This window comes from Brevibacillus brevis (assembly GCF_900637055.1).
Lineage (GTDB): Bacteria > Bacillota > Bacilli > Brevibacillales > Brevibacillaceae > Brevibacillus > Brevibacillus brevis.
Genome location: NZ_LR134338.1, coordinates 4,009,841 through 4,030,679, shown reverse-complemented (window position 1 = coordinate 4,030,679; position 20,839 = coordinate 4,009,841). Strand labels below are relative to the sequence as shown.

General features: G+C 47.8%; 25 protein-coding genes. 24 read left to right on the top strand and 1 reads right to left on the bottom strand.

Features of this window, described 5'->3' with window-relative positions:
- The 6 genes from EL268_RS19260 to EL268_RS19235 all read left to right on the top strand — a co-directional run bounded on the left by EL268_RS19260 (position 1) and on the right by EL268_RS19235 (position 5,233).
- Entirely contained in the window at positions 1–1,245 is a 1,245-nt protein-coding gene (locus EL268_RS19260; protein WP_106653995.1) for an AMP-binding protein, read from the top strand.
- Positions 1,242–1,508 (top strand): petrobactin biosynthesis protein AsbD, encoded by a 267-nt coding sequence (gene asbD / locus EL268_RS19255; protein WP_106653996.1) that lies wholly within the window; start codon positions 1,242–1,244, stop codon positions 1,506–1,508. The genes EL268_RS19260 and asbD overlap by 4 nt, the downstream gene beginning before the upstream one ends.
- Positions 1,509–1,540: 32 nt before the next feature.
- A complete protein-coding gene (locus tag EL268_RS19250; protein WP_106653997.1) occupies positions 1,541–2,524 on the top strand; it encodes a DUF6005 family protein in 984 nt (327 codons plus the stop codon).
- A 7-nt stretch (positions 2,525–2,531) separates the two neighbouring features.
- Complete coding sequence (locus EL268_RS19245; RefSeq protein WP_106653998.1) at positions 2,532–3,368, top strand: sugar phosphate isomerase/epimerase family protein; 837 nt, start codon at positions 2,532–2,534, stop codon at positions 3,366–3,368.
- Between the two features lie 113 nt (positions 3,369–3,481).
- A complete protein-coding gene (locus tag EL268_RS19240) occupies positions 3,482–4,612 on the top strand; it encodes a TolB family protein (RefSeq protein ID WP_106653999.1) in 1,131 nt (376 codons plus the stop codon).
- A gap of 42 nt (positions 4,613–4,654) precedes the next feature.
- Entirely contained in the window at positions 4,655–5,233 is a 579-nt protein-coding gene (locus EL268_RS19235; RefSeq protein WP_106654000.1) for a histidine phosphatase family protein, read from the top strand.
- A 49-nt stretch (positions 5,234–5,282) separates the two neighbouring features.
- Here EL268_RS19235 and EL268_RS19230 read toward each other — a convergent pair whose 3' ends face one another.
- Entirely contained in the window at positions 5,283–6,665 is a 1,383-nt protein-coding gene (locus EL268_RS19230; RefSeq protein ID WP_106654001.1) for a UDP-N-acetylmuramoyl-tripeptide--D-alanyl-D-alanine ligase, read from the bottom strand.
- Positions 6,666–6,902: 237 nt separating this feature from the next.
- On the opposite strand from EL268_RS19230, the gene EL268_RS19225 reads away from it, so the two are divergent.
- The 18 genes from EL268_RS19225 to glyS all read left to right on the top strand — a co-directional run bounded on the left by EL268_RS19225 (position 6,903) and on the right by glyS (position 20,807).
- Positions 6,903–7,226, top strand: coding sequence for a histidine triad nucleotide-binding protein (locus EL268_RS19225; RefSeq protein WP_048032286.1), 324 nt, complete (start codon positions 6,903–6,905; stop codon positions 7,224–7,226).
- A gap of 113 nt (positions 7,227–7,339) precedes the next feature.
- Positions 7,340–7,513 carry a 30S ribosomal protein S21 gene (gene rpsU, locus EL268_RS19220; RefSeq protein ID WP_007727630.1) on the top strand — a complete coding sequence of 58 codons (174 nt, stop codon included), beginning with the start codon at positions 7,340–7,342 and terminating at the stop codon, positions 7,511–7,513.
- Between the two features lie 17 nt (positions 7,514–7,530).
- A complete protein-coding gene (locus tag EL268_RS19215) occupies positions 7,531–7,977 on the top strand; it encodes a GatB/YqeY domain-containing protein (protein ID WP_007727628.1) in 447 nt (148 codons plus the stop codon).
- Positions 7,978–8,142: 165 nt separating this feature from the next.
- Positions 8,143–9,486 carry an NfeD family protein gene (locus tag EL268_RS19210; protein WP_106654002.1) on the top strand — a complete coding sequence of 448 codons (1,344 nt, stop codon included), beginning with the start codon at positions 8,143–8,145 and terminating at the stop codon, positions 9,484–9,486.
- A gap of 7 nt (positions 9,487–9,493) precedes the next feature.
- Positions 9,494–10,498 (top strand): flotillin-like protein FloA, encoded by a 1,005-nt coding sequence (floA, locus tag EL268_RS19205; protein ID WP_007727625.1) that lies wholly within the window; start codon positions 9,494–9,496, stop codon positions 10,496–10,498.
- A gap of 11 nt (positions 10,499–10,509) precedes the next feature.
- Positions 10,510–11,010: a hypothetical protein gene (locus tag EL268_RS19200; RefSeq protein WP_106654003.1), complete on the top strand. Its 501-nt coding sequence runs from the start codon at positions 10,510–10,512 to the stop codon at positions 11,008–11,010.
- Positions 11,011–11,176: 166 nt separating this feature from the next.
- On the top strand, positions 11,177–11,374 hold the full coding sequence (locus EL268_RS19195; RefSeq protein ID WP_106654004.1) for a hypothetical protein: 198 nt from the start codon (positions 11,177–11,179) through the stop codon (positions 11,372–11,374).
- 206 nt (positions 11,375–11,580) lie between these two features.
- Positions 11,581–11,877, top strand: a complete 297-nt coding sequence (yqfC, locus tag EL268_RS19190) for a sporulation protein YqfC (RefSeq protein ID WP_106654005.1) — start codon at positions 11,581–11,583, stop codon at positions 11,875–11,877.
- Positions 11,878–11,904: 27 nt separating this feature from the next.
- Complete coding sequence (gene yqfD / locus EL268_RS19185) at positions 11,905–13,089, top strand: sporulation protein YqfD (protein ID WP_106654006.1); 1,185 nt, start codon at positions 11,905–11,907, stop codon at positions 13,087–13,089.
- Between the two features lie 56 nt (positions 13,090–13,145).
- Positions 13,146–14,117: a PhoH family protein gene (locus EL268_RS19180; protein ID WP_106654007.1), complete on the top strand. Its 972-nt coding sequence runs from the start codon at positions 13,146–13,148 to the stop codon at positions 14,115–14,117.
- A gap of 33 nt (positions 14,118–14,150) precedes the next feature.
- On the top strand, positions 14,151–14,630 hold the full coding sequence (gene ybeY, locus EL268_RS19175) for an rRNA maturation RNase YbeY (protein WP_106654008.1): 480 nt from the start codon (positions 14,151–14,153) through the stop codon (positions 14,628–14,630).
- A gap of 9 nt (positions 14,631–14,639) precedes the next feature.
- Entirely contained in the window at positions 14,640–15,011 is a 372-nt protein-coding gene (locus EL268_RS19170; RefSeq protein WP_106654009.1) for a diacylglycerol kinase family protein, read from the top strand.
- 156 nt (positions 15,012–15,167) lie between these two features.
- Positions 15,168–15,566 (top strand): cytidine deaminase, encoded by a 399-nt coding sequence (locus EL268_RS19165; RefSeq protein WP_106654010.1) that lies wholly within the window; start codon positions 15,168–15,170, stop codon positions 15,564–15,566.
- Positions 15,559–16,476, top strand: coding sequence for a GTPase Era (era, locus tag EL268_RS19160; protein ID WP_047072508.1), 918 nt, complete (start codon positions 15,559–15,561; stop codon positions 16,474–16,476). The genes EL268_RS19165 and era overlap by 8 nt, the downstream gene beginning before the upstream one ends.
- Positions 16,477–16,580: 104 nt before the next feature.
- Complete coding sequence (locus tag EL268_RS19155) at positions 16,581–16,736, top strand: YqzL family protein (RefSeq protein WP_012685773.1); 156 nt, start codon at positions 16,581–16,583, stop codon at positions 16,734–16,736.
- Positions 16,727–17,500, top strand: coding sequence for a DNA repair protein RecO (gene recO, locus EL268_RS19150; RefSeq protein ID WP_106654011.1), 774 nt, complete (start codon positions 16,727–16,729; stop codon positions 17,498–17,500). Before EL268_RS19155 ends, recO begins: the two co-directional genes overlap by 10 nt.
- A 318-nt stretch (positions 17,501–17,818) precedes the next feature.
- On the top strand, positions 17,819–18,745 hold the full coding sequence (glyQ, locus tag EL268_RS19145; RefSeq protein WP_039961314.1) for a glycine--tRNA ligase subunit alpha: 927 nt from the start codon (positions 17,819–17,821) through the stop codon (positions 18,743–18,745).
- Entirely contained in the window at positions 18,738–20,807 is a 2,070-nt protein-coding gene (gene glyS / locus EL268_RS19140) for a glycine--tRNA ligase subunit beta (protein WP_106654012.1), read from the top strand. The genes glyQ and glyS overlap by 8 nt, the downstream gene beginning before the upstream one ends.
- Positions 20,808–20,839 lie beyond the last annotated feature (32 nt).

Sequence of the window (20,839 nt, the reverse complement as noted above, 5' to 3'; positions counted from 1 at the left end):
ATGATCATTGTCAATCAAAATGAGATTTCTGTACATGAAATGGAGCGACATAGGCAAGGGTTCGAAAGCATGGAGCATTTTCGACAGCCAGAAGGAAAGAGGTACGCAGTCTGCATAGCTGACCCACTAGACGTGATTAGTCTTGTTCAATATTTACGTGAGCATAATGGCTCGGTGTTATTAATTCATGGGGAAACCCCAATGGAAACAGCCTATCAAATGGCAGTGAAGGCAAGGTGTTATGGGCTTGTTTATCAGGAGACGAAGCACTTCTTGTCTATCACGGATAAACAACAGAGCGAAAAACCATCCCTCTACCAATATAGCTCAGGTACTACGGGGGACGCGAAGCTCATCGGGAGAAGTTGGGATGATATCCAAACAGAAATTCATGCCTACAACCAGTTGTTTCAGGGAGAGGAAGCGCTAACTCCGATCGTGCTGGCATCGGTGACACACTCGTATGGCTTGATATGTGGCGTTTTGGCAGCTCTGGAACGGGGAAGTAAGCCTTCGATTGTGACCCACAAAAATCCGAAGTTTGCGTTGCAAGTGATTCAAGCTGCTCCCCAGCACATTGTTTATGGTCTGCCAGTCTTTTATCACATCTTATCAAGCTTTACGCGGGAGCAGGTACGCTTTCACCGGTTAATGACATCTGGTGCTCCCATGCCAGAAGGATTGTTTCTAAAGCTGCAAGGTATGAGCGACGTCCTGATGCAACAATATGGATGCTCTGAGGCGGGGTGCGTCAGTATGAGTAAACAAATGCGGACGCATACAGATCTGGGAATTCCCCTTTCCCATGTCACAATGACAGCAGGTGAAAATGAAGAACAACCCGATGAAATAATGATTCGGATTGGACAGAACGAAATAGCGACGCAGGATTTAGGTTTCTGGACAGGAGAAGGACATATTCAATTTGTATCAAGGATGGATGATGTGATAAACGTTTCGGGCTTAAAGGTGTTTCCTTTAGAGGTCGAGGACGTCATTTTGAAAATGAGTGGGACAAAAGAAGTGGTCGTGTATCGTGGACGTCATCCGGTTATGGGAGAGATTGTGAAAGCGCAGGTGATTACAGAGGGAGGAACTGCTCCTGAACAAATCAGGGAATGGTGCCAAGATCGTTTGCCAGGCTATAAAGTCCCATTCGAAATCCAATGTGTGACGAGCATTCCTAAGACAGCCACAGGAAAAATCAGCCGTCGATTATTAGAAATGGAGACGATCAGCAAATGACACGAAATGAAAGAATCGAGCAAATCCATACGATCATGACCGAAAAATTAAAATTATCGCATATCGTCACGCTAGAGGAGTCCATGCGATTGAATGAGGATCTACATATCGATTCGATTATGCTATTGCAACTGATTGTTTATATCGAGGAGGATTTGCACTTGGTAGTTCCTGCTCATGAGTTAGATCCACGAATCTTCCAAACGGTAGGATCACTCCTTACTTTTGTTGAACAGCTGGAACCGCAGCATGTATCGAATTAGCGTCTATCCAAACATCGAGTGGGGGATACAGAATGGTTAAGGTTCATTGCATTATTTCATGCCTATGCGAAGTGATTAAGCGCCGCACAAAAATTGATTATCGTCCCTATTATTTTGGTATATGGGATGCCGAGTACTCGATAACGGATCAAGGTGTGGTTACGTATTACATTGATAATCATGAGGAGATTATCAAGGGATATGAGAGACTTTTCCGAGCGAAAGTAACGGAATGGTACGATCATTCCAAAGATAAAGCCTCCAATCTGGACATGTTCTTAGAACTCATTGATAAGCGTACTGAGGATCAGTTTGTCCTAGTTCAGATAGACATGTCACTCGTTCCAGAACGAGATAATAAATTTGCGTTGAAGCCGTTCCCGCATTTTTTGATGATTTCAAAGACGGAGAACGAAGATGAGTGGTTTATGTTTGACCCGGATTTTCGTTGGGAGGGCAATGTGAAGAAGGAGACGGTGATCAAATCCTTCTTGGAAAATCCGTTCGGTGGCGGCTTTATGGTGGATGCGAGTGAAATTAAGGAACCAACCTATGAAATGATCCACGAATATTTCTACGCAGCACTCAAACGTGATCATAATCCGTTTACCCTTGAGTTGAAGCAATTGATTACAGACATGGCAGAAGGGCGCAATGGATACAACTTGGACATGTTGCTCCCGGCAGTGACTCAGGTGAAGGTGATTGCGATCCGTAAATACAGCTACGAGTATGCATTTCTCTATCTGCAAGATTACCTGCAATACCATCGTGATGAGTTTTTGCGCATCGCATATAAAGTGGAGGACATCTACCAAGGGTTTACGACAGCTCAGTACTTGTCTGTCAAAATGGCGATGACCAAGAATATGGCGTTGTTACCTCCGATTATCGAGGCGTTAGAAGAGATTGATTTGATTGAACTCGAAGTGAAAAAAGAGTTGGAACGTCAGTTTGTTCTGTGGACCCAAATGGATAAAAGTCTCGTCACTGTAGACGAACAAGGGTGGAGGTAGAGGTCAAATGAAACTCTCATTGTGCACAATCACTTTTCGCCACCAGTTGATTTCGTTTGCACAGATTGTTCGGTTTGCTCATCGTCATCATTTTGATGGAATCGAGTTATGGGGAACCCACGCTCAACATCTGTACGATCATGATCGATTAGAGATGGAGGAGCAGGTAAGGTTGGTCAGGGATCAAGGCATGAGTATCTCCATGCTTAGCGATTATCTGGATATTGCTGCTTCATCTGGATTTCAGCGTACACTGGAAAAAGCAAAAAGACTCATTTCACTGGCGAATTGGCTACATGTAAAACAAATCAGGACGTTTGCTGGACAGAAGGCGAGTAGTGAAGTTGGGCCAGAAGAGCGGGCACGCTATGTGCATCATCTGCAAATCTTATGTAAGATGTGTCAAGAGCACGGAATTCAGCTCTTGGTCGAAACACATCCGAACACGCTCACAGATTCTATGAGTTCTACACTTGCTTTGTTGCAGGAGGTCAATCATCCTGCTCTAAAAGTTAATCTTGATTTTCTTCATGTCTGGGAATCAGGTGCTGATCCGATCAATGCGTACGAGCAATTGAGACCGTGGGTAGCTCATTATCATTTGAAAAATATTTCTTCATCGAATCATCTGCCGGTATTCGCTCCGCATAATGTATATGCCCCTAACGGCGATCGTGAGGGAATGGTACTGCTCGGTGAAGGCGTTGTAGATTATGGGCCTATTTTAGAAAAGATTGCGGATACGGATTATTTTGCATCTATTGAATGGTTTGGTCAGAGTCCGCAGTGTGTATTAGCTGAAGAGGTAGAGTGGTTGCGGAAGGCAATGATGGTTAGTGCGTAAGTGAAAAAGGGTCGGAGGCGCAGGGGTGCTTCCGATCTTTTTTTCGTGCAAAGGGAAACCAAGTGCTTCCAGCGAACGTCTAGGTATTGATTACATATTCGGGAGGACCCTTGATGAAAAAACGCTTATTGCTCTCATGCTTACTGATTTCCTTGCTGGGCATCCTTGTCCCTGAACAAATCAATGCCTCTGCTCCTGCGCAGGCTGACCCTCGCAAGCCAGAGCCGGTCGTCATCTATAAAGTGACGATAGATGGAAAAGTAACAAAAACCGTGACGAACATGCCCTTGATTCACCGAGCGAGCATGTCGCCATCGGGCAGGTTTGTATACGGTGAGCGGATCGGATACGGGAAGGCAGACCGAACTATACCGTACTTGTACGATATGCAAACAAAAAAGATGACGCAGCTATCCGGCTATGGCAAATGGTCGCCGAAGCAGGACGCGCTCTACGTTCGTGAAAATGGCGGTATCGTGAAGCTCAGTCTGCCAGACGGCAAAAAAACGGTACTTGTCCCGGCAGCAGCTCAGTATCCCGTCCTAGATTTTTCCGTTTCACCGGATGAACAGTACATGGCGTTCACACGGATGGACATGCTCTCTTCCAATGCCAAAGTAAGTGGTCACTTGTACTTGCAGCACCTGCCTACACTCAAAATGAAAAAGAATGACCAGTATGAGTGGCGGAGTGGAACAGACGAAGAAATGTATTACTGGGTCCCAAATTCGAAAAAGCTGTTTTACAAAACGCAAACCGCATACAAGGAATTAGACTTACCGACTGGCCTGAAATACGACCACAAAATGACGGCATTTCCTTCTTACTCCAACGATATGAAGTACCGTTACTTGCGAACTACTACAGAAGAATACATGCTGGATTTGCAGACAGGGAAAAAGGTCAATTTGAAGGATTCCGTGTTCACTGAGAGCTACTTGGACAAGATTGTTTGGTCGCCATCAGGAAATCAGATGGCAGTAGAACAGCACGCTCGTACTTCCAATTCTCAAGATTCGTATATGTACATTCAATCATGCAAACAAGTCACGAAATGCGGCTATCCATTTGGCTCTCCTGAAAAGGGAATGCCTGGTTATTATCGTTTAAGTGACAATTATCGCATCATCGGCTGGGCGAAGGATGGGAAGTCGTACTATGTAGCTGATCTCGCATCGATCCACTATAGCGTTTTTTCGCCTGAAAAGTTGAATCCTTTCAACAATGTCATTGAACAGCGATGATTTCCCAATCGAAATGATCCCAAACGAAAGGGAGGTGTAAGGATGCGCACACATGTATATATGGTCCGCCACGCAGAATCGCCGTACATTCAGGACCAGGAGGAAACGCGTGGATTGTCAGAGAAGGGATTGCAAGATGCGCAGCGTGTAGCAGGAATCCTGAAAGACGAACAGATTGACGTGTTTGTCTCCAGCCCATATGCGAGGGCTATTAAGACGATTGAAGCGGCAGCGAAGCAAGCGAATCAGGAAATTAAGCTGGAACCGGGTCTTCGCGAGCGGGAATTAGGCGCTTGGGGAGAGCCGTTTGAACATTTTGTGCAAGCTATAGAGTATGTGTTTGCAAACCGTGAGTTTGCTTTCGCAGGGGGAGAATCCAATGTAGTAGCGGGGGAAAGAGGACTCACCGCCTTTCAGGAAGTTTTGGATCACCATCGAGGCAAAAAAGTCGCGGTTGGCATTCATGGAAACATCATGACGATCATCATGAATCACTACGACTCATTGTACGATTTCTCGTTTTGGAAAAAGACCTCGATGCCCGATATTTATAAACTAAGCTTTGAGGAAGATCAATTGATCCAGGTAGAACGTCTGTGGAATGACAAGGACAAGCGCTAAAAAAGAAGCCGTCTCCCGTTTCAAACGTGAGGCGGCTGTTCTTTTTCTATTATTCGTGACCTTCCAGATCAGTGATAAGCGTCCATAATGACATACCTTTGGAAGCCTTGAACAAAAATGCATGCTTTTCATCCCGCAGTGGCAGTAGAGCAGCCATTGCCTCTGCTTTGGTAGCGAAATGCAGCTTGTTCCCCGTGTAAGCATCATGGAGATAGCGTGAATCATCACCGACTGTCACGAGCAGCTCGAAGCACTCAGCGATGTCTTGAAGCGAGGCTCCGACGCCCGCGTGCATAGCCGCACTTTCTGGGCCAAGCTCATACATATCACCTAACACGACGACTCTTGCGCGCACAGGGTAGAGCTCAGCAAATGTCCGTACGGCAGCCTCCATGGAGACGGGGCTGGCATTGTACGCATCACTGATATACACAGTACCGTGCTTGGAGTTAATTTGCTCAAACCGCATGGCGGAGAGCTGAACGGTGGACAAGGCGTGAGCGATTTGCTCCGTATCCATTCCGAGCCTTTTGGCAATCGCGACAGCTGGCAGTGCATTCAAGACACTGTGGCGGCCGTGCAGCGGAAGGAATGCCTCGAAATGCTCCCCGGAGGCAAAGCACACTTTGAAGCGGGTTCCACCTTCAATCGTTTCGATTTGGTCCGCCCAAATATCCGCCTTCTCATTAACAGAGTAGTACATGATTTCACCCGGATACAGATGGGCGACCAACTGTAGATATTCGGAATCTTTATTGAGCAGCACGAGCCCGTCAAGAGCAGTATGAGGAAGCAGTTCCGCCTTCGCTAGAGCGATTTTTTCACGCGTGCCAAAATACTCAATATGGGATTCACCGATAAATGTAATCACGCTAATATCAGGCTGGACCAGCGAAGCGAGCAGATCGATTTCCCCGGCGTGGTTCATCCCGAGCTCCAGTACAGCAGCTTGATGTTTTTCCTCCATCTGTAATAACGACAAAGGTACACCGATGTGGTTGTTGAAGTTTTTATACGTCTTGTATACGGGCGAACGGCTAGCTAGTACGTGTGCGACGATGTCCTTCACGGTTGTTTTCCCGATACTGCCTGTAACGGCGATGCGAGGGAACGAAAAGCTTTTCCGATAAGCGGCAGCCAGCTTTTGAAAGCCACGCAGTGTATCATTGACGAGAATTAACCCAAAATCGTTTGGCAAGTTCGCAGGAATCTTATCCTGATTTGAAACGAGAGCAGCTACAGCTCCTTGTTCAGCTGCTTGTAACAAAAAATCATGTCCATCCCGTGCGCCGCCTGTCAGCGCTACAAACAATGATCCCGCAGTCAGCTCGCGGGTATCAAAGTGAACGGATGACAAGGCAAGCCCTGGGGAACCAGCGAGCAAAATCCCTTCTGCGTTGATTGCTGCCTGATCCAGTGCAATTGGTTTCATCTGCACGAACTCCTTTTTCTTGGTTGATATGAATTTATAGAAATTCATATCGACATAAGTACAACTAAGGCTTCTCCAAAAAGCTTGGCGAAGCCAAGTTTTCTAATGATCCAGTAGTAACCTCGAAGTCATGCTACCATGCGTTAGGTAGCGCCGCAAGACAAAAGTGAGGGAATGTGATACGATCAATTCTTACATACATAACTAGGCACATACATAGGAAGAAAGGAGTCTCCCATGGAAAAAAGTATTTTTACCAAAATCATGGACGGTGAAATTCCTGCTCGTATCGAGTATGAGGACGAACAGGTCATTGTCATCCACGATATTGCACCAAAAGCACGCGTTCACTTGTTGATTATCCCACGTAAGCCAATTCCCACGCTTATGGATGTAAGCGCCGAGGATCTGCCGCTGATCGGGCATATCCACCACGTAGCACAACTCTTGGCGAAAAAGCTGGAACTGCCAGGCTTTCGTCTGATTAACAACTGCGGCAAAGAGGGTGGACAAGAGGTTTTCCACATCCATTATCACCTGTTGTCCGGTTTTTACGAATAAAATTGAACTAAAGGTTGACCTTCTTTAGTCAATTATCCTATAATGAAGTGTGACAGTCTGTTCGTACGTTCGACTCAGGCGTCCCACGGTTTTAGCGGAGGGAGGGAAGACAAATGGCAGAAATTCGAGTCAAGAAAAACGAGTCTTTGGATAGCGCACTTCGCCGCTTCAAGCGTGAAAGCGCAAAATCCGGGGTGATGGCGGAACTGCGTAAACGTCGCCACTTTGAGAAGCCTAGCATTAAGCGCAAGAAGAAATCCGAAGCAGCTCGCAAGCGCAAGTTTTAATTGACGGAGGGCTCATCATGAGTGTAATGGAGCGACTCGATCAAGATATGAAGCAAGCAATGAAGGACAGAGCTGCTCTAAAACTCTCTGTTATTCGCATGGTGAAAGCCGCATTAAAGAACGAAGAGATTAACAAGGGCAGACTTTTGTCTGAAGACGAAGTGCTGACCATCTTGACTCGTGAGTTAAAACAACGCCGTGAATCCCTCCACGAATTTGAGAAGGCAGGCCGCGTGGAACTTGCCTCGAAAACGCGCGAAGAGATCGACGTGCTCTCCGCTTACTTACCCGCTCAGCTTAGCGAAGACGAAATTCGTGATATCGTTCGGGAAGGTATCGCAGCTACCAATGCCTCCTCCAAAAAGGAGATGGGCAAAGTGATGGGTGCGATCATGCCGAAAGTGAAAGGCAGAGCAGACGGAAACCTCGTGCAAAAGATTGTATCTGAGGAACTACCATCGTAGACGAGAGTAACACCTCATATAGATACGAACAGAAAAACTCAACCTGCAAAGGTTGGGTTTTTCTTTTTTTCCAAATGTGAAATAAATATGAAACGATTGCCACGCTCTTTCGTATACCTTATTGCACATACGTTGAAGCTGATAGAAGGAAAGGAGGTACATGCAATGAGTGCAACAAGGCTAGTAAAAAGCCGCGTGCGATTGCTTTTTTCACTTCTTTGCCTGATCATGGGAATGACGATGCTTCTTGCTCCCGCATCCACAACAGCCCAGACCTATCAAAAAGCTGTCTGGATTCCAGTAGATAGCACGATCGAGCGAGGGCTGGAGAGCTTTTTACACAGAGCATTTGCTGACGCACAGGAGCAGCAGGCAGACCTTGTTATCTTGCATATCAATACGCCAGGTGGAGAAGTAAACGCTGCCGACCAGATTGGGCAGTTGATCCGTCAGGCTCCCATGCATGTGATAGCCTACATTGATAACCAGGCTTTTTCAGCGGGTACTTACATTGCCCTGAATGCCAATGAAATTATTATGACTCCTGGCAGTAGCATGGGGGCAGCCGCACCGATTGACTTGGCAGGGAATGCAGCAGACATCAAGTTCATTTCCGGCTGGAGCAATAAAATGAAGGCGGCAGCTGAGCTGAACAATCGCAATCCTGACGTTGCTCGCGCGATGGTGGAAATCGATACAGAATTCCCGGGATTAAAGCCAAAAGGCACGGTGCTTTCTCTCGATGCCCAACAAGCGAAGCAGTTGGGCTATGCGGATGATGTGGTGTCCAATAAGGAAGAACTGCTCAAAAAGCTTGGTATTCAGCCAGATTCCCTTCAGGCGATTGAGCCAACAGGTGGAGAGCTGGTAGCTAGATGGGTGACGAGTCCCATTGTGATGAGTCTTCTGCTCATCATTGGATTGGGAGGGATTGTAGTAGAACTGTTTGCCCCTGGCTTTGGTGTCGCAGGGACGATTTCGTTTGTTGCGTTTAGTCTGTATTTCTTCGGGCATTATGTAGCGGGATTTGCCAACTGGTTGCACATCGGACTGTTTGCCATCGGAATCTTACTGATGCTTCTGGAAATTTTTCTTCCGGGTGGCATTGTTGGTGCGATTGGCTTCGTGAGCATTGTGACAGGCCTCGTGATGGCAGCCTACGACACGCAGCAAGGGCTCGCATCTCTGGGTGTGGCCGCTTTGATCACGGCAATTGTAACGTTCCTGTTAGTGAAGAAATACGGGGTCAAAGGTCTATTCAACAAGTTTGTCTTGGGTGACACACAGCGCAATGAAGAAGGTTACGTAGCTCCGCGCGATCAGCGTGAGCTGGAAGGAAAAGCAGGCATCGCCGTAACACCATTGCGCCCGGCAGGGGTCGTCAAGGTGGAAGGAAAACGTGTGGATGCAGTATCGGTTGGTGGTTTCATCGAAGCGGGTACCGCCATCACCGTTGTGCAAGTAGAAGGCACGCGTATCGTCGTTGCTGAACTAGAACAAAAGGAGTGAGCTCTATATGTTTGAAGGCGGTTTGATTCCCCTTATTTTTATGGTGGCAGTAGCCATCGTCGTACTTTCCGTTTTCTTCTCGTTCGTACCAGTCATGCTCTGGATTTCTGCGCTGGCTTCCGGTGTGAATATCGGGATTATTACCCTCGTCGCTATGCGCTTGCGTCGCGTCGTACCATCTCGTATCGTGAATCCGTTGATTAAAGCGCGCAAAGCGGGCTTGCAGCTGGATACCAACCAATTGGAGAGCCATTATCTCGCAGGCGGTAACGTAGACCGTGTAGTAGATGCGCTCGTAGCAGCACAACGCGCAGATATTCCACTTGGCTTCGAACGAGCAGCAGCAATTGATCTGGCTGGTCGTGATGTATTGGAAGCGGTACAAATGAGCGTTAACCCAAAAGTAATTGAAACACCTGTGGTAGCAGCAATGGCAAAGGACGGTATCGAGCTGCGGACTCGTGCAAAAGTAACGGTTCGTGCCAACATCGATCGATTGGTCGGTGGTGCTGGTGAAGAAACAATTATCGCCCGCGTAGGTGAGGGGATCGTATCGACAATTGGTTCGTCAAAAGGACATAAGGACGTATTGGAAAATCCGGACCTGATCTCCAAAACGGTATTGAACAAAGGTTTGGATGCCGGAACTGCTTTTGAAATTCTCTCAATTGATATTGCGGACGTGGATGTAGGGAAGAACATCGGGGCACAATTGCAAACCGACCAAGCGGAAGCAGATAAGCGTATTGCCCAAGCGAAAGCGGAAGAGCGTCGCGCCATGGCGGTAGCCCAAGAGCAGGAAATGATCGCGCGCGTACAAGAAATGAAGGCAAAAGTAGTAGAAGCCGAAGCACAAGTACCACTCGCTTTGTCCGAAGCATTGAAAAGCGGCAAAATGGGCGTAATGGATTATTACAACATGCAAAACATTGCTGCGGATACACAAATGCGTCAATCCTTCGGGCATGCAGGTGACAAACAAGATCCTGCTATGCCAGACGAGAAAGAATAAGGGCGATTGCCATGGAAGATCTCATGGATCTCGTCGTAGATTTACTGGGTTTAGTCGAGTGGATCATCCCGCTCATCGGCAAGTTCTGGTTTGTCATCCTGGGTTACTTAGGATATAAAGCTCTTGGTAAAGCCGGAAAGAAGATGTCGCAAGGCAAAAAAATGCCTCCGCTTACCCCGGCAAGTAAGTCGGATATCCCTATGGACACTGAGGATTACGGCAGAGAGACAGTGCGGGCATCCACCAAATATGAGCCACTTCAGCGTGAATCGATGGAAGGTATTGGAGTCGAGCAGGAATGGGCATTCTCCAGTCCGGCCCGTGCTTCAACAGGTCCAACCATCACAGTGAAGCAATCGGAAACGATGAAGGTCGCTGATTCGGAACGGGTGAGAACACTCACATCGAAACACGGCAATCCGCGTGATGGGATGAAATGGGCGCTCATTTTTGGAGAGCCGCGCTCAAAAGCTCCGTACGCCCAGCAGGTTCGGCAAAGAAAGATTTTATAATAGCAGCTAGTCAAACAGGTGAACCTCGGTTCGCCTGTTTTTTATTGATACGCAGTGTATTTATGTCGAAATATATCGAATAACTTGTCTTGTTTCTCGTATCCTAGTTGACTATCCTGAATGTAAAGAAAATTCTTCTAATAGAAGAAAGGGTAGAGGTCAAGCGATGAATCAACAAATTTTTGAACAAATGGGGCGGTTTCGTCAAAAAGTGATTCGGCTTGCCATCTTCGAAAACAAATCAGTATATGAAACGGCGATCGCATGCGGTTGTTCAGCTGAGAAAGTAAAACGAGTCATAAAAAAATGGAAGGCGCTTACAAAGGAAAAAGAGCTGGTTTCTGCTGCAAAAGAAAGCAAATAATCAATGGGTTTTGTAGAATGTATTTCAAAGACTGAGTTCTCAACTGCTTGCTAAATCGCAAGCGACGAGGGCTCTTTTTTTGTGGCTGTTTTTGATGAATGCCTCTTTATGCTCGCGCATACGCATAGATAAGAATGGTTTTGCACCTGCAAACAGATGAGATCGTCATATTCGCCAATATATAGAACGAGAAGGGGGGCTAATCCATGAAGCGTTGGAGCCGCCGTCTGCGCCAGCTGGCCGGAGGGGTGTTGGATCTGCCGCAAGATGTCGTCCTGGAAGTCCCGCGCATTACGATGATCGGTCATTTGCAAATGTATATAGAGAATCATCGAGGAGTCTTGCATTTTAGCGAAAAAGAGCTTCGCCTGTTGCTGACGAACGGTCAAATGATTGTTTCAGGTGAACAGCTTGTCATCCGAGCGATTTTGCCTGAGGAGGTTCTGTTAGAAGGCAGAATCGGTGGCGTGAAATTTTTGGAGACGGGACCACAGAGCACGTAATCTTTGTTAGAGGAGGGGGCGGCACGTATGCGGTATGGAATTAAGGAGTGGGTGGATGGACATGTAACCATTACTGTTCGGGGAAAACGGTTTGAGCGGATGCTGAATATGGCCGTACGGGATGGAATTCGAATATGGAATATTCGCAGGGTAGGGGAAGAGGTGACTCGCTGCGATATTTTGATTCGTGATTATTTTCGTTTGCGGCCGCTTTTAAAAGAGACAGGCTGTCGTAGTCACGTCGAGGCAAGAGACGGGCTGCCTTTCTGGCTGCTGCGTATACGCAGACGATCTGGATTGGCAATTGGGGCTGCTCTTTTTTTTATCGGATTGTACATGCTCTCCTCTTTTGTTTGGAGTGTCGAAGTGAGTGGGACAAAAATGGTTGATCCGCGACGAGTGATTCAAGCTGCCGAACAAGTGGGGATTAAAGAAGGGGCATGGAAGGTCAAACTAAAAGAACCGTTGGTTTTGCAAAAAGAGCTGTTGAGTCTGCTGCCTGAAGCGTCCTGGGTTGGAATCGAGATTCAAGGAACCAAGGTTATGCTTCAAGTGGTGGAAAAAGAGGCTCCCGTTAAGCCGCTTGCAACAGGTCCCCGTCATCTTGTAGCGAAAAAGAGGGCTGTCGTCCATAAAATTCTCCCAGAGGTTGGTCGCAGTCAGGTTGTGAGCAATCAATTGGTAGAAAAAGGCCAAGTGCTTATTTCCGGGATTATTGGCAATGACGCCCGTCAACAAGCCGTATCAGCACGAGGCAAGGTGCAAGGGGAAGTGTGGTATATGAGCAACACATCGGTTCCGCTAAAACAAACCATGCACCGTCTGACGGGAGAAAAGCTGGAGCATCAATACCTGCTCCTAGGCCCCTATGCGATATACGTGTGGCCATTTGAAAAACAGTCCTTTGCACAAGCCGAAATGGCGGAACGACGGTTTTTGCCCTCGTACGCGGGATATACCTCACCACTTGGCTGGAAGACAGTAACGTACGCGCAAACAGAATCCGTCCAAACAGAAATGAGCGTGGAGGAAGCGACGGAACTGGCTAAAAAATTCGCCAGGGAGGATATCTTGCAAAAAGCTGGAAAAGATGCGTTCATTCAGGACGAAAAAGTTTTGCACGTCACAACAGAGAATGGTAAAGTTTACGTAAGCATTCATTTTTCCGTTATTGAAGATATTGCCATTGAACAGCCTCTCGTTGGGCAGTGAGGGATGGCAAGCAAATGACGCATTGCTGATTACCGTTGCAAGGAGATGGAAGCCTGTTGCACGTACAAGATGAGGTAAGAATCCCGTTTTCAGACGCATCTGAGGCCTTGCTGTTGTTCGGACCACATGACGCGTACCTAACACTGATCGAGCAAAGAAGTTCCGCCAAAATTATGACCCGAGAAGGCGAACTGGTTATTAGCGGGGATAAGCCGGAAGTGGACAAACTGACAGAGTTGATTGAAATTCTGCTACAGTTGATTCGCAGAGGGATTGCCCTGTCCGAACGAGACATCTCTTATGCGATGTCGTTGATTGAACGGGGAGAAGGTACCCAACTGCTCGATGTGTATGATGAAGAAGTCGCTCGTACCCAACGTGGCAAAGTAATCAGGGCAAAGACTTTGGGCCAGCGTCACTACTTGTCTGCGATCAAGAGGCATGACATTGTGTTTGGAATTGGACCAGCTGGTACCGGAAAAACGTATTTGGCTGTTGTCACAGCAGTAAATGCGTTGAAAAATGGGCGCGTCAAACGGATCGTTCTTACCAGACCGGCCGTAGAAGCGGGGGAGAGCCTTGGATTTTTGCCAGGAGATTTGCAGGAAAAAGTAGACCCTTACCTGCGTCCGCTCTATGATGCTTTGTACGACATGCTGGGCAATGAACAAGTCGCCAAAATGATGGAACGCGGACTCATTGAGGTTGCACCTTTGGCGTACATGCGTGGTCGTACGCTCGAAGATTCCTTTGTCATTTTGGATGAAGCCCAGAACACGACTCCCGAGCAAATGAAAATGTTTTTGACCAGGCTTGGTTTTGGTTCCAAAATGGTCATTACGGGTGATGTGACCCAGGTGGATTTGCCGAAGGGCAAGAAATCCGGATTGCGCGAAGCACAGCGCATCTTAAGTCCGATTTCCGATGTAGCCTTTATTCATTTCCAAGAGGGAGACGTCGTTCGTCACAGTCTGGTACAAAAAATCATCGCTGCCTATGCCAAGGAAGAAGTAGAACACGGCTATTAATAAATGGCGTCACAAAAAGGAGATCGTTTACCTGTGTTATCTGTAGAAATCCTTCATGAAGAAATCGAACCGATCGATGAGAATTTGCAAAACCTGCTTGTACGTTGCCTGGAAGCAGCGGCAAAGCTGGAAGACGTACAAGGAGAGGTAGTTGTCACGCTGGTGAACAACGAGCGCATCCACGAGCTGAATCGCGACTATCGTGGCGTTGATCGGCCAACGGATGTTCTGTCCTTTGCGATGAACGAACCGGGTGAAGGGGAAATGGAAATCTTCATCGATGAGGATGAGGCCAGCGAGTTTCCGAATATGCTGGGAGATATCATTATCTCGGTGCCAAAAGCACATGAGCAGGCCGAAGACTATGGTCATTCATTCGAACGCGAACTCGGATTTCTCACGGTTCATGGTTTTCTTCACCTTCTGGGCTATGATCATGGGACGCCAGAAGAAGAGAAGGAAATGTTTTCACGTCAAGAAAAGGTTCTGGAACAAATCGGCTTGACGAGGTAGGAGATTACGTTGAAGGAATGGCGACGATTGACTCGCAGCTTCGCCTACGCTCTGCAAGGAATTTCCTATACCGTACGGACACAGCGAAACATGCAAATCCATGTAGCCGCAGCCATTTTGGTGCTGGCGGCAGCGTGGTGGCTGCAGATACCCCGCAGCGATGTTTTGCTGGTCCTTTTTTCTATCGGTCTGGTCTTCTCCCTTGAGCTGGTAAATACCGCGATTGAAGCAGTCGTGGATTTAGCTTCCCCGGAATGGCACGCCAAGGCGAAGATTGCCAAAGATGTGGGGGCAGGAGCTGTGCTTGTGGCGGCAATCCTGTCTCTCATCATCGGAGTCCTCGTATTTGGACAGCCACTGTTGCAAAAAGTATGGGGATAGTTTTTACTAGAGAGAAGGAAGAAATTTTTCCATAAGCCAAATGAGGTACCGGACGGGTCATTCTAGTTGACCTTTCAGTCTGGTTTCTTCGTGTCTCATTGGACACATTCTGTTTTGAAATGATGTTAAAGACCAATCATATGAGGAATGATGAGAATGGATAAACAAGCATTATTAGCACAAGCAATCGAAGCCAGAAAGCTCGCTTATGTACCGTACTCCAAGTTTCAGGTAGGAGCAGCTCTTTTAGCTGAGAGAGGCAAGGTTTATTTGGGAGGCAATATTGAAAATGCAGCGTACTCGCTGTGCAACTGCGCAGAGCGTACGGCTCTTTTTAAAGCGTATTCGGAAGGTGATCGGACTTACAAGGCATTAGCCGTTGCTGCCGATACACCGCAAGCTGTATCACCGTGCGGGGCTTGCCGACAAGTCATGGCAGAGCTGTGCCCGCCGGACATGCCTGTATTTTTGACGAATCTCAAAGGCGACATTTGGGAAACGACAGTATCTGCCCTGCTGCCAGGCGCATTCACCAAGGAGGATTTACGTGGATAATCGCAAGACCAAGCAATCGTTTAAATCGGGATTTGTCTCCATTGTGGGACGCCCAAATGTTGGAAAATCAACACTGTTGAATCATATTGTGGGACATAAAATCGCCATCATGTCCAATAAGCCGCAGACCACACGCAACAAAATTACGGCTGTGCATACGACAGAAGAGGGACAAATTATTTTCTTGGATACACCGGGGATTCACAAGCCTCAATCCAAACTCGGAAACTACATGGTTTCCGTTGCCGAAAATACGTTGAACGAAGTAGACCTCGTTTTGTTTGTTGTCGATGCAACAGAAAAACGCGGAGCCGGGGACGACTACATCATCGAGCGGTTGAAGCAGGTCAAAACGCCAGTATTTTTGGTCATCAACAAAATTGACAAAGTGCACCCGGAAGCACTGCTGCCGATTATTGACGATTACCGCAAATTATATGATTTCAAGCAAATTGTTCCAATCTCTGCACTGGAAGGTAACAATACGGGATCATTGCAGCAGGCTATTTTGGGTGAAATGGAAGAAGGCCCGATGTATTACCCTGCAGATCAGGTGACAGACCATCCGGAACGCTTTGTAGCAGCCGAGTTGATTCGGGAAAAAGTTCTGCATTTGACGAGAGAAGAAGTACCTCACTCCATTGCTGTTGTAATTGAAGAGATGAAACGGGGCGAAAATGGCAAAACCCTTTACATTTACGCGGCCATTTACGTAGAGCGGGATTCTCAGCGCGGAATTTTGATCGGGCAAAAAGGCCAGATGCTCAAAGAAATCGGTCAACGGGCGCGTAAGGATATCGAGCGGCTGATGGGTGACCAAGTATTTTTGGAGCTCTGGATCAAAGTGAAAAAGGATTGGCGCAACCAAGAGCGGATGCTGCGTAACTTCGGTTTCTATGACGAGCAATAATATTCCCATCGCGATGTGTTAATTTTTCCAAGGCATAGAATAACGGGCAAAGGTGATTCTAAGAAGGAAGTGGATAGACCCGATATAGGAAAGGATGATGCTCCATGCTTCGTGACTTTTCTTGGAGAGTTTTCGCTTCAACCGGTGACATCCATGCTTACCTTCTCTACCGTGATCACCATCAAACGGATGTTTCCAGCGAGGAAACCTCGTTTGATCTCGCCCAGGAAGAATTGGGTGACACGCAGGCATGCTTGTAAAGTGGGAAGGGATTGTCATTCGCAGTGTGGACTATGGTGAGTCCAGTAAAGTGGTGACATTGTTTACCCGGGAGAACGGCAAATTAGGCGTGATGGCCCGTGGTGCTAAAAAGACCAAAAGCCGTCTTGCCGCCGTCTCCCAGCTGTTTTCGCATAGTTATTACCTATGCAAGGCGGGACCCGGTACGGGAATGCCCGATCTCTCTCAGGGAGATATGCTGGATTCGTTCCGGGATATGCGGCAAAGCCTGACTGCTACGGCTTATGCCGCATACATAGCAGAACTTTTGGATCGGCTGACGCAGGAAAGGGAACCAAATCCCTACTTGTTTCAGCTACTCCTTCATACATTTCGCTATTTGGATGAAGGACGAGATGCTGAGATCCTATGTCGTATTTTTGAGACCAAGATGCTAATTGTAGCGGGGATCTCCCCGCAGCTCACGGCATGTGTAAACTGTGGCGAACAGCGCGAGCCCTATGCGATCAGTGTGGGACAGGGGGGTCTGTTGTGCCCAGTTTGCCAGCCTTCCGATCCATATGCTATGGCAGTTACACCCTCAACCTGGAAGCTGTTACGGCTGTTCCAGGTATTTGATTTGGAGCGGCTTGGTGACATTGAAGTGAAACCGGCTACCCGCAACCAGCTCAAGCATGTGCTGCGGAGCTTCATGGATGAGTACCTGGATCTCAGGCTGAAAAGTCGAGCATTTCTGGAACAACTGGAGCGTATGGAAAGAATGACGCAATCCGATCAGGACTAATTGACATACGAATTTGTTTTCGTTATGATAAGAACCAAACTTGTATAACGTATGTTGCCATGAAGGAAAAGAGTAGTCGGCCACTGGCTGTGAATAGCGAATCGGGGATAGTGGGAGCCCGGTCACCATGCTGATGAAGGGCGTTCTGGAGCAATTTGATTGTAAGGTGGGCGAAGAAGTCATTCGCCAAGTAGGGTGGAACCGCGAGAATCCTCTCGTCCCTACACTGTCGCATCAGGCAGTGTAGAGGCGGGAGGTTTTTTTAGTTTCGACTTAAAGCCAAGTTCTAATAAGTTTAGAGGAGGAAAAAGCATGAAAATGACATTTCAAGACATCATTTTGACGCTGCAAAACTTTTGGGCAAAGCAAAACTGTCTCATTGTCCAGCCGTATGACGTTGAAAAAGGGGCAGGTACGCTTAACCCGATGACCTTCCTTCGTTCCATTGGACCTGAGCCGTGGAATGTGGCATATGTAGAGCCTTCCCGTCGTCCGGCAGACGGACGTTATGGGGAAAACCCGAACCGTCTGTATCAGCATCACCAGTTCCAAGTGATCATGAAGCCATCGCCGGACAACATTCAAGAGCTGTACCTCGAGAGCTTGCGCGAACTCGGAATCGATCCACTGGAGCATGATATCCGATTTGTAGAGGACAACTGGGAGCACCCTGGTCTCGGCGCATGGGGCTTAGGCTGGGAAGTTTGGCTGGACGGAATGGAGATTACACAGTTTACGTACTTCCAGCAAGTGGGCGGTCTGGAATGTAAACCAGTGGCAGTTGAGCTGACTTACGGACTGGAGCGTTTGGCTTCCTATATTCAGGAAAAAGAAAATGTGTTCGATCTGGAATGGTGCAACGGGTATACGTACGGAGATGTATTCCTGCAACCAGAATACGAGCATTCCAAATACACATTCGAGCTGTCTGATGTCGATATGCTGTTCTCTCTCTACAATACGTATGAGGCAGAAGCAAAGAGACTGATGGCGGAGCGACTGGTTTACCCAGCTTATGACTACGTGCTGAAATGCTCCCACACCTTCAACTTGTTGGATGCGCGTGGAGCGATCAGTGTGACGGAGCGTACAGGCTACATCGCTCGTGTACGCAATCTGTCTCGTGAAGTCGCACAAACCTACTATAAAGAGCGTGAGCGCCTCGGTTTCCCGCTTTTGCAAAAAGGCAACGCAGACGCTGCAGATCAAGTGAATCAGGTGAAGGGAGAGGATACAAATGAGTAAGCGCGATCTACTTGTAGAGGTTGGTTTGGAAGAAATGCCTGCTCGTTTTGTCGCACAGGCAGCGGCACAATTCAAGGAAAAAGTAGAAAAGTGGCTGACTGCTGAGCGCGTGCCGTTTGATCAAATTACGGCATTGGAGACACCTCGTCGTTTTGCCCTGTTGATCAATGGATTGGCAGAAAAGCAGCCTGACCGCAATGATGAAGCGAAAGGCCCTGCACGCAAAATCGCACAAGATGAAGTGGGCAACTGGTCCAAGGCAGCACTCGGCTTTGCTAGAAGCAACAATGTTGAGCCTGACCAACTGTATTATAAAGAAGTAAACGGGATCGAGTATGTCCATGCTCGCAAATCGGAAGCGGGAAAACCGACTACCGAGCTTTTGCCGCAACTGGCTGAAGTAATCACCGGCATGAGCTTCCCGAAAAATATGCGCTGGGGCGCGCGCGATTTGAAATACGTTCGTCCGATTCGTTGGCTGGTTGCTTTGTTCGGCGATGAATTGATCGATCTGGAGATTGCAGGCGTAAAAAGCGGACGCGTTTCTCGTGGACACCGCTTCTTGGGAACCGAGGTTACGTTGAATCACCCAAGCGAATACGTAGGCAAGCTGGCTGAGCAATATGTCATGGTGAATCCCGACGAGCGCAGAGCAGCCATTGTAGAACAAATTCATCGCTTGGAGAAGGAAAATGGCTGGACGATTCCAATGGACGAGGGACTCTTGGATGAGGTAGTCCATCTTGTGGAATATCCTACCGCCCTTTACGGTACGTTTGAGCAAGAATTCCTTTCCATTCCACGTGAGGTTTTGGTTACCTCCATGCGTGAGCACCAGCGTTATTTCCCTGTCGAAAACGCTCAGGGTCAATTGCTGAATCATTTTGTGACAGTGCGTAACGGAGACAGCCGCGCTCTCGAAAACGTAGCGAAAGGGAATGAAAAAGTTCTTCGCGCACGCTTGTCTGATGCTCGTTTCTTCTATGTAGAGGACCAAAAGCTGTCCATTGAAAGCTGCTTGAAACGTTTGGAGACAATCGTTTACCATGAAGAACTGGGAACAATCGGAGATAAAGTTCGCCGTGTACGTAAAACAGCTGCCCAAATTGCAAGCAAGCTGGGTGTGAGCGCGGAAGAGACCAAACAAGTAGACCGCATTGCAGAAATCGCAAAATTTGACCTCGTTACCAACATGGTAGGCGAATTCCCTGAACTGCAAGGGATTATGGGGGAAGATTACGCGCGCAAAGCGGGTGAGTCCGACCTCGTGGCAAGCGGCGTATTCGAGCATTACCTCCCGCGTTTTGCAGGGGACAAAATGCCTTCTTCCGCCCAAGGTGCTATCGTCAGCCTGGCTGACAAGATGGACACGATTGTAGGCTGCTTCTCGATCGGCATTGTGCCTACTGGCTCACAGGACCCGTATGGTCTGCGCCGTATGGCAGCGGGGATCGTTTCGATTTTGGTGGAGCGCGACTGGCAAATTTCTCTTTCTGATCTGTGGAATGCCGCGATGGAAGGCTATGTAGCGCAAGGCGTAAACAAGAGAGCGGCAGAAGACGTGAAAAAAGACTTGGTAGATTTCTTCGCACTCCGTCTGAAAAATGTCTTGCAGGATCATGGCGTTCGCTACGATGTCATCGACGCTGTTCTTGCTGCCGATCTGACACTGGTTCCAGAGGTGCTGGCAAAAGCAAAAGCACTGATGGGAGCCGTACAAACAGAAGAATTCAAGCTGATTGTGGAGCAGTTTAACCGGGTGAACAATCTGGCGCAAAAAGCGGAAGCAGACCAAGTCAGCGAAGCTTTGTTCGCGGAAGATGTGGAACGTGCCTTGTATCAGGCATTCCAAGCTGTTCAGAAGGATGTAGAAGGTCTGAAGGATCAAGAGAAGGTACTCGCAACCTTGTCAACCCTGCGTCAACCGATCAACGCATTCTTTGATAAAGTAATGGTCATGGCAGAAGACCAGGCCGTTCGTGCGAATCGTCTGGGGCTTCTCTTGCAGCTTTCTCGTGTGCTTTATCGCTACGCAGATTTTTCCAAAGTTGTATTCGCGTAAACAAAATAAAACTGGTGCCTTCGTCTGAAAAT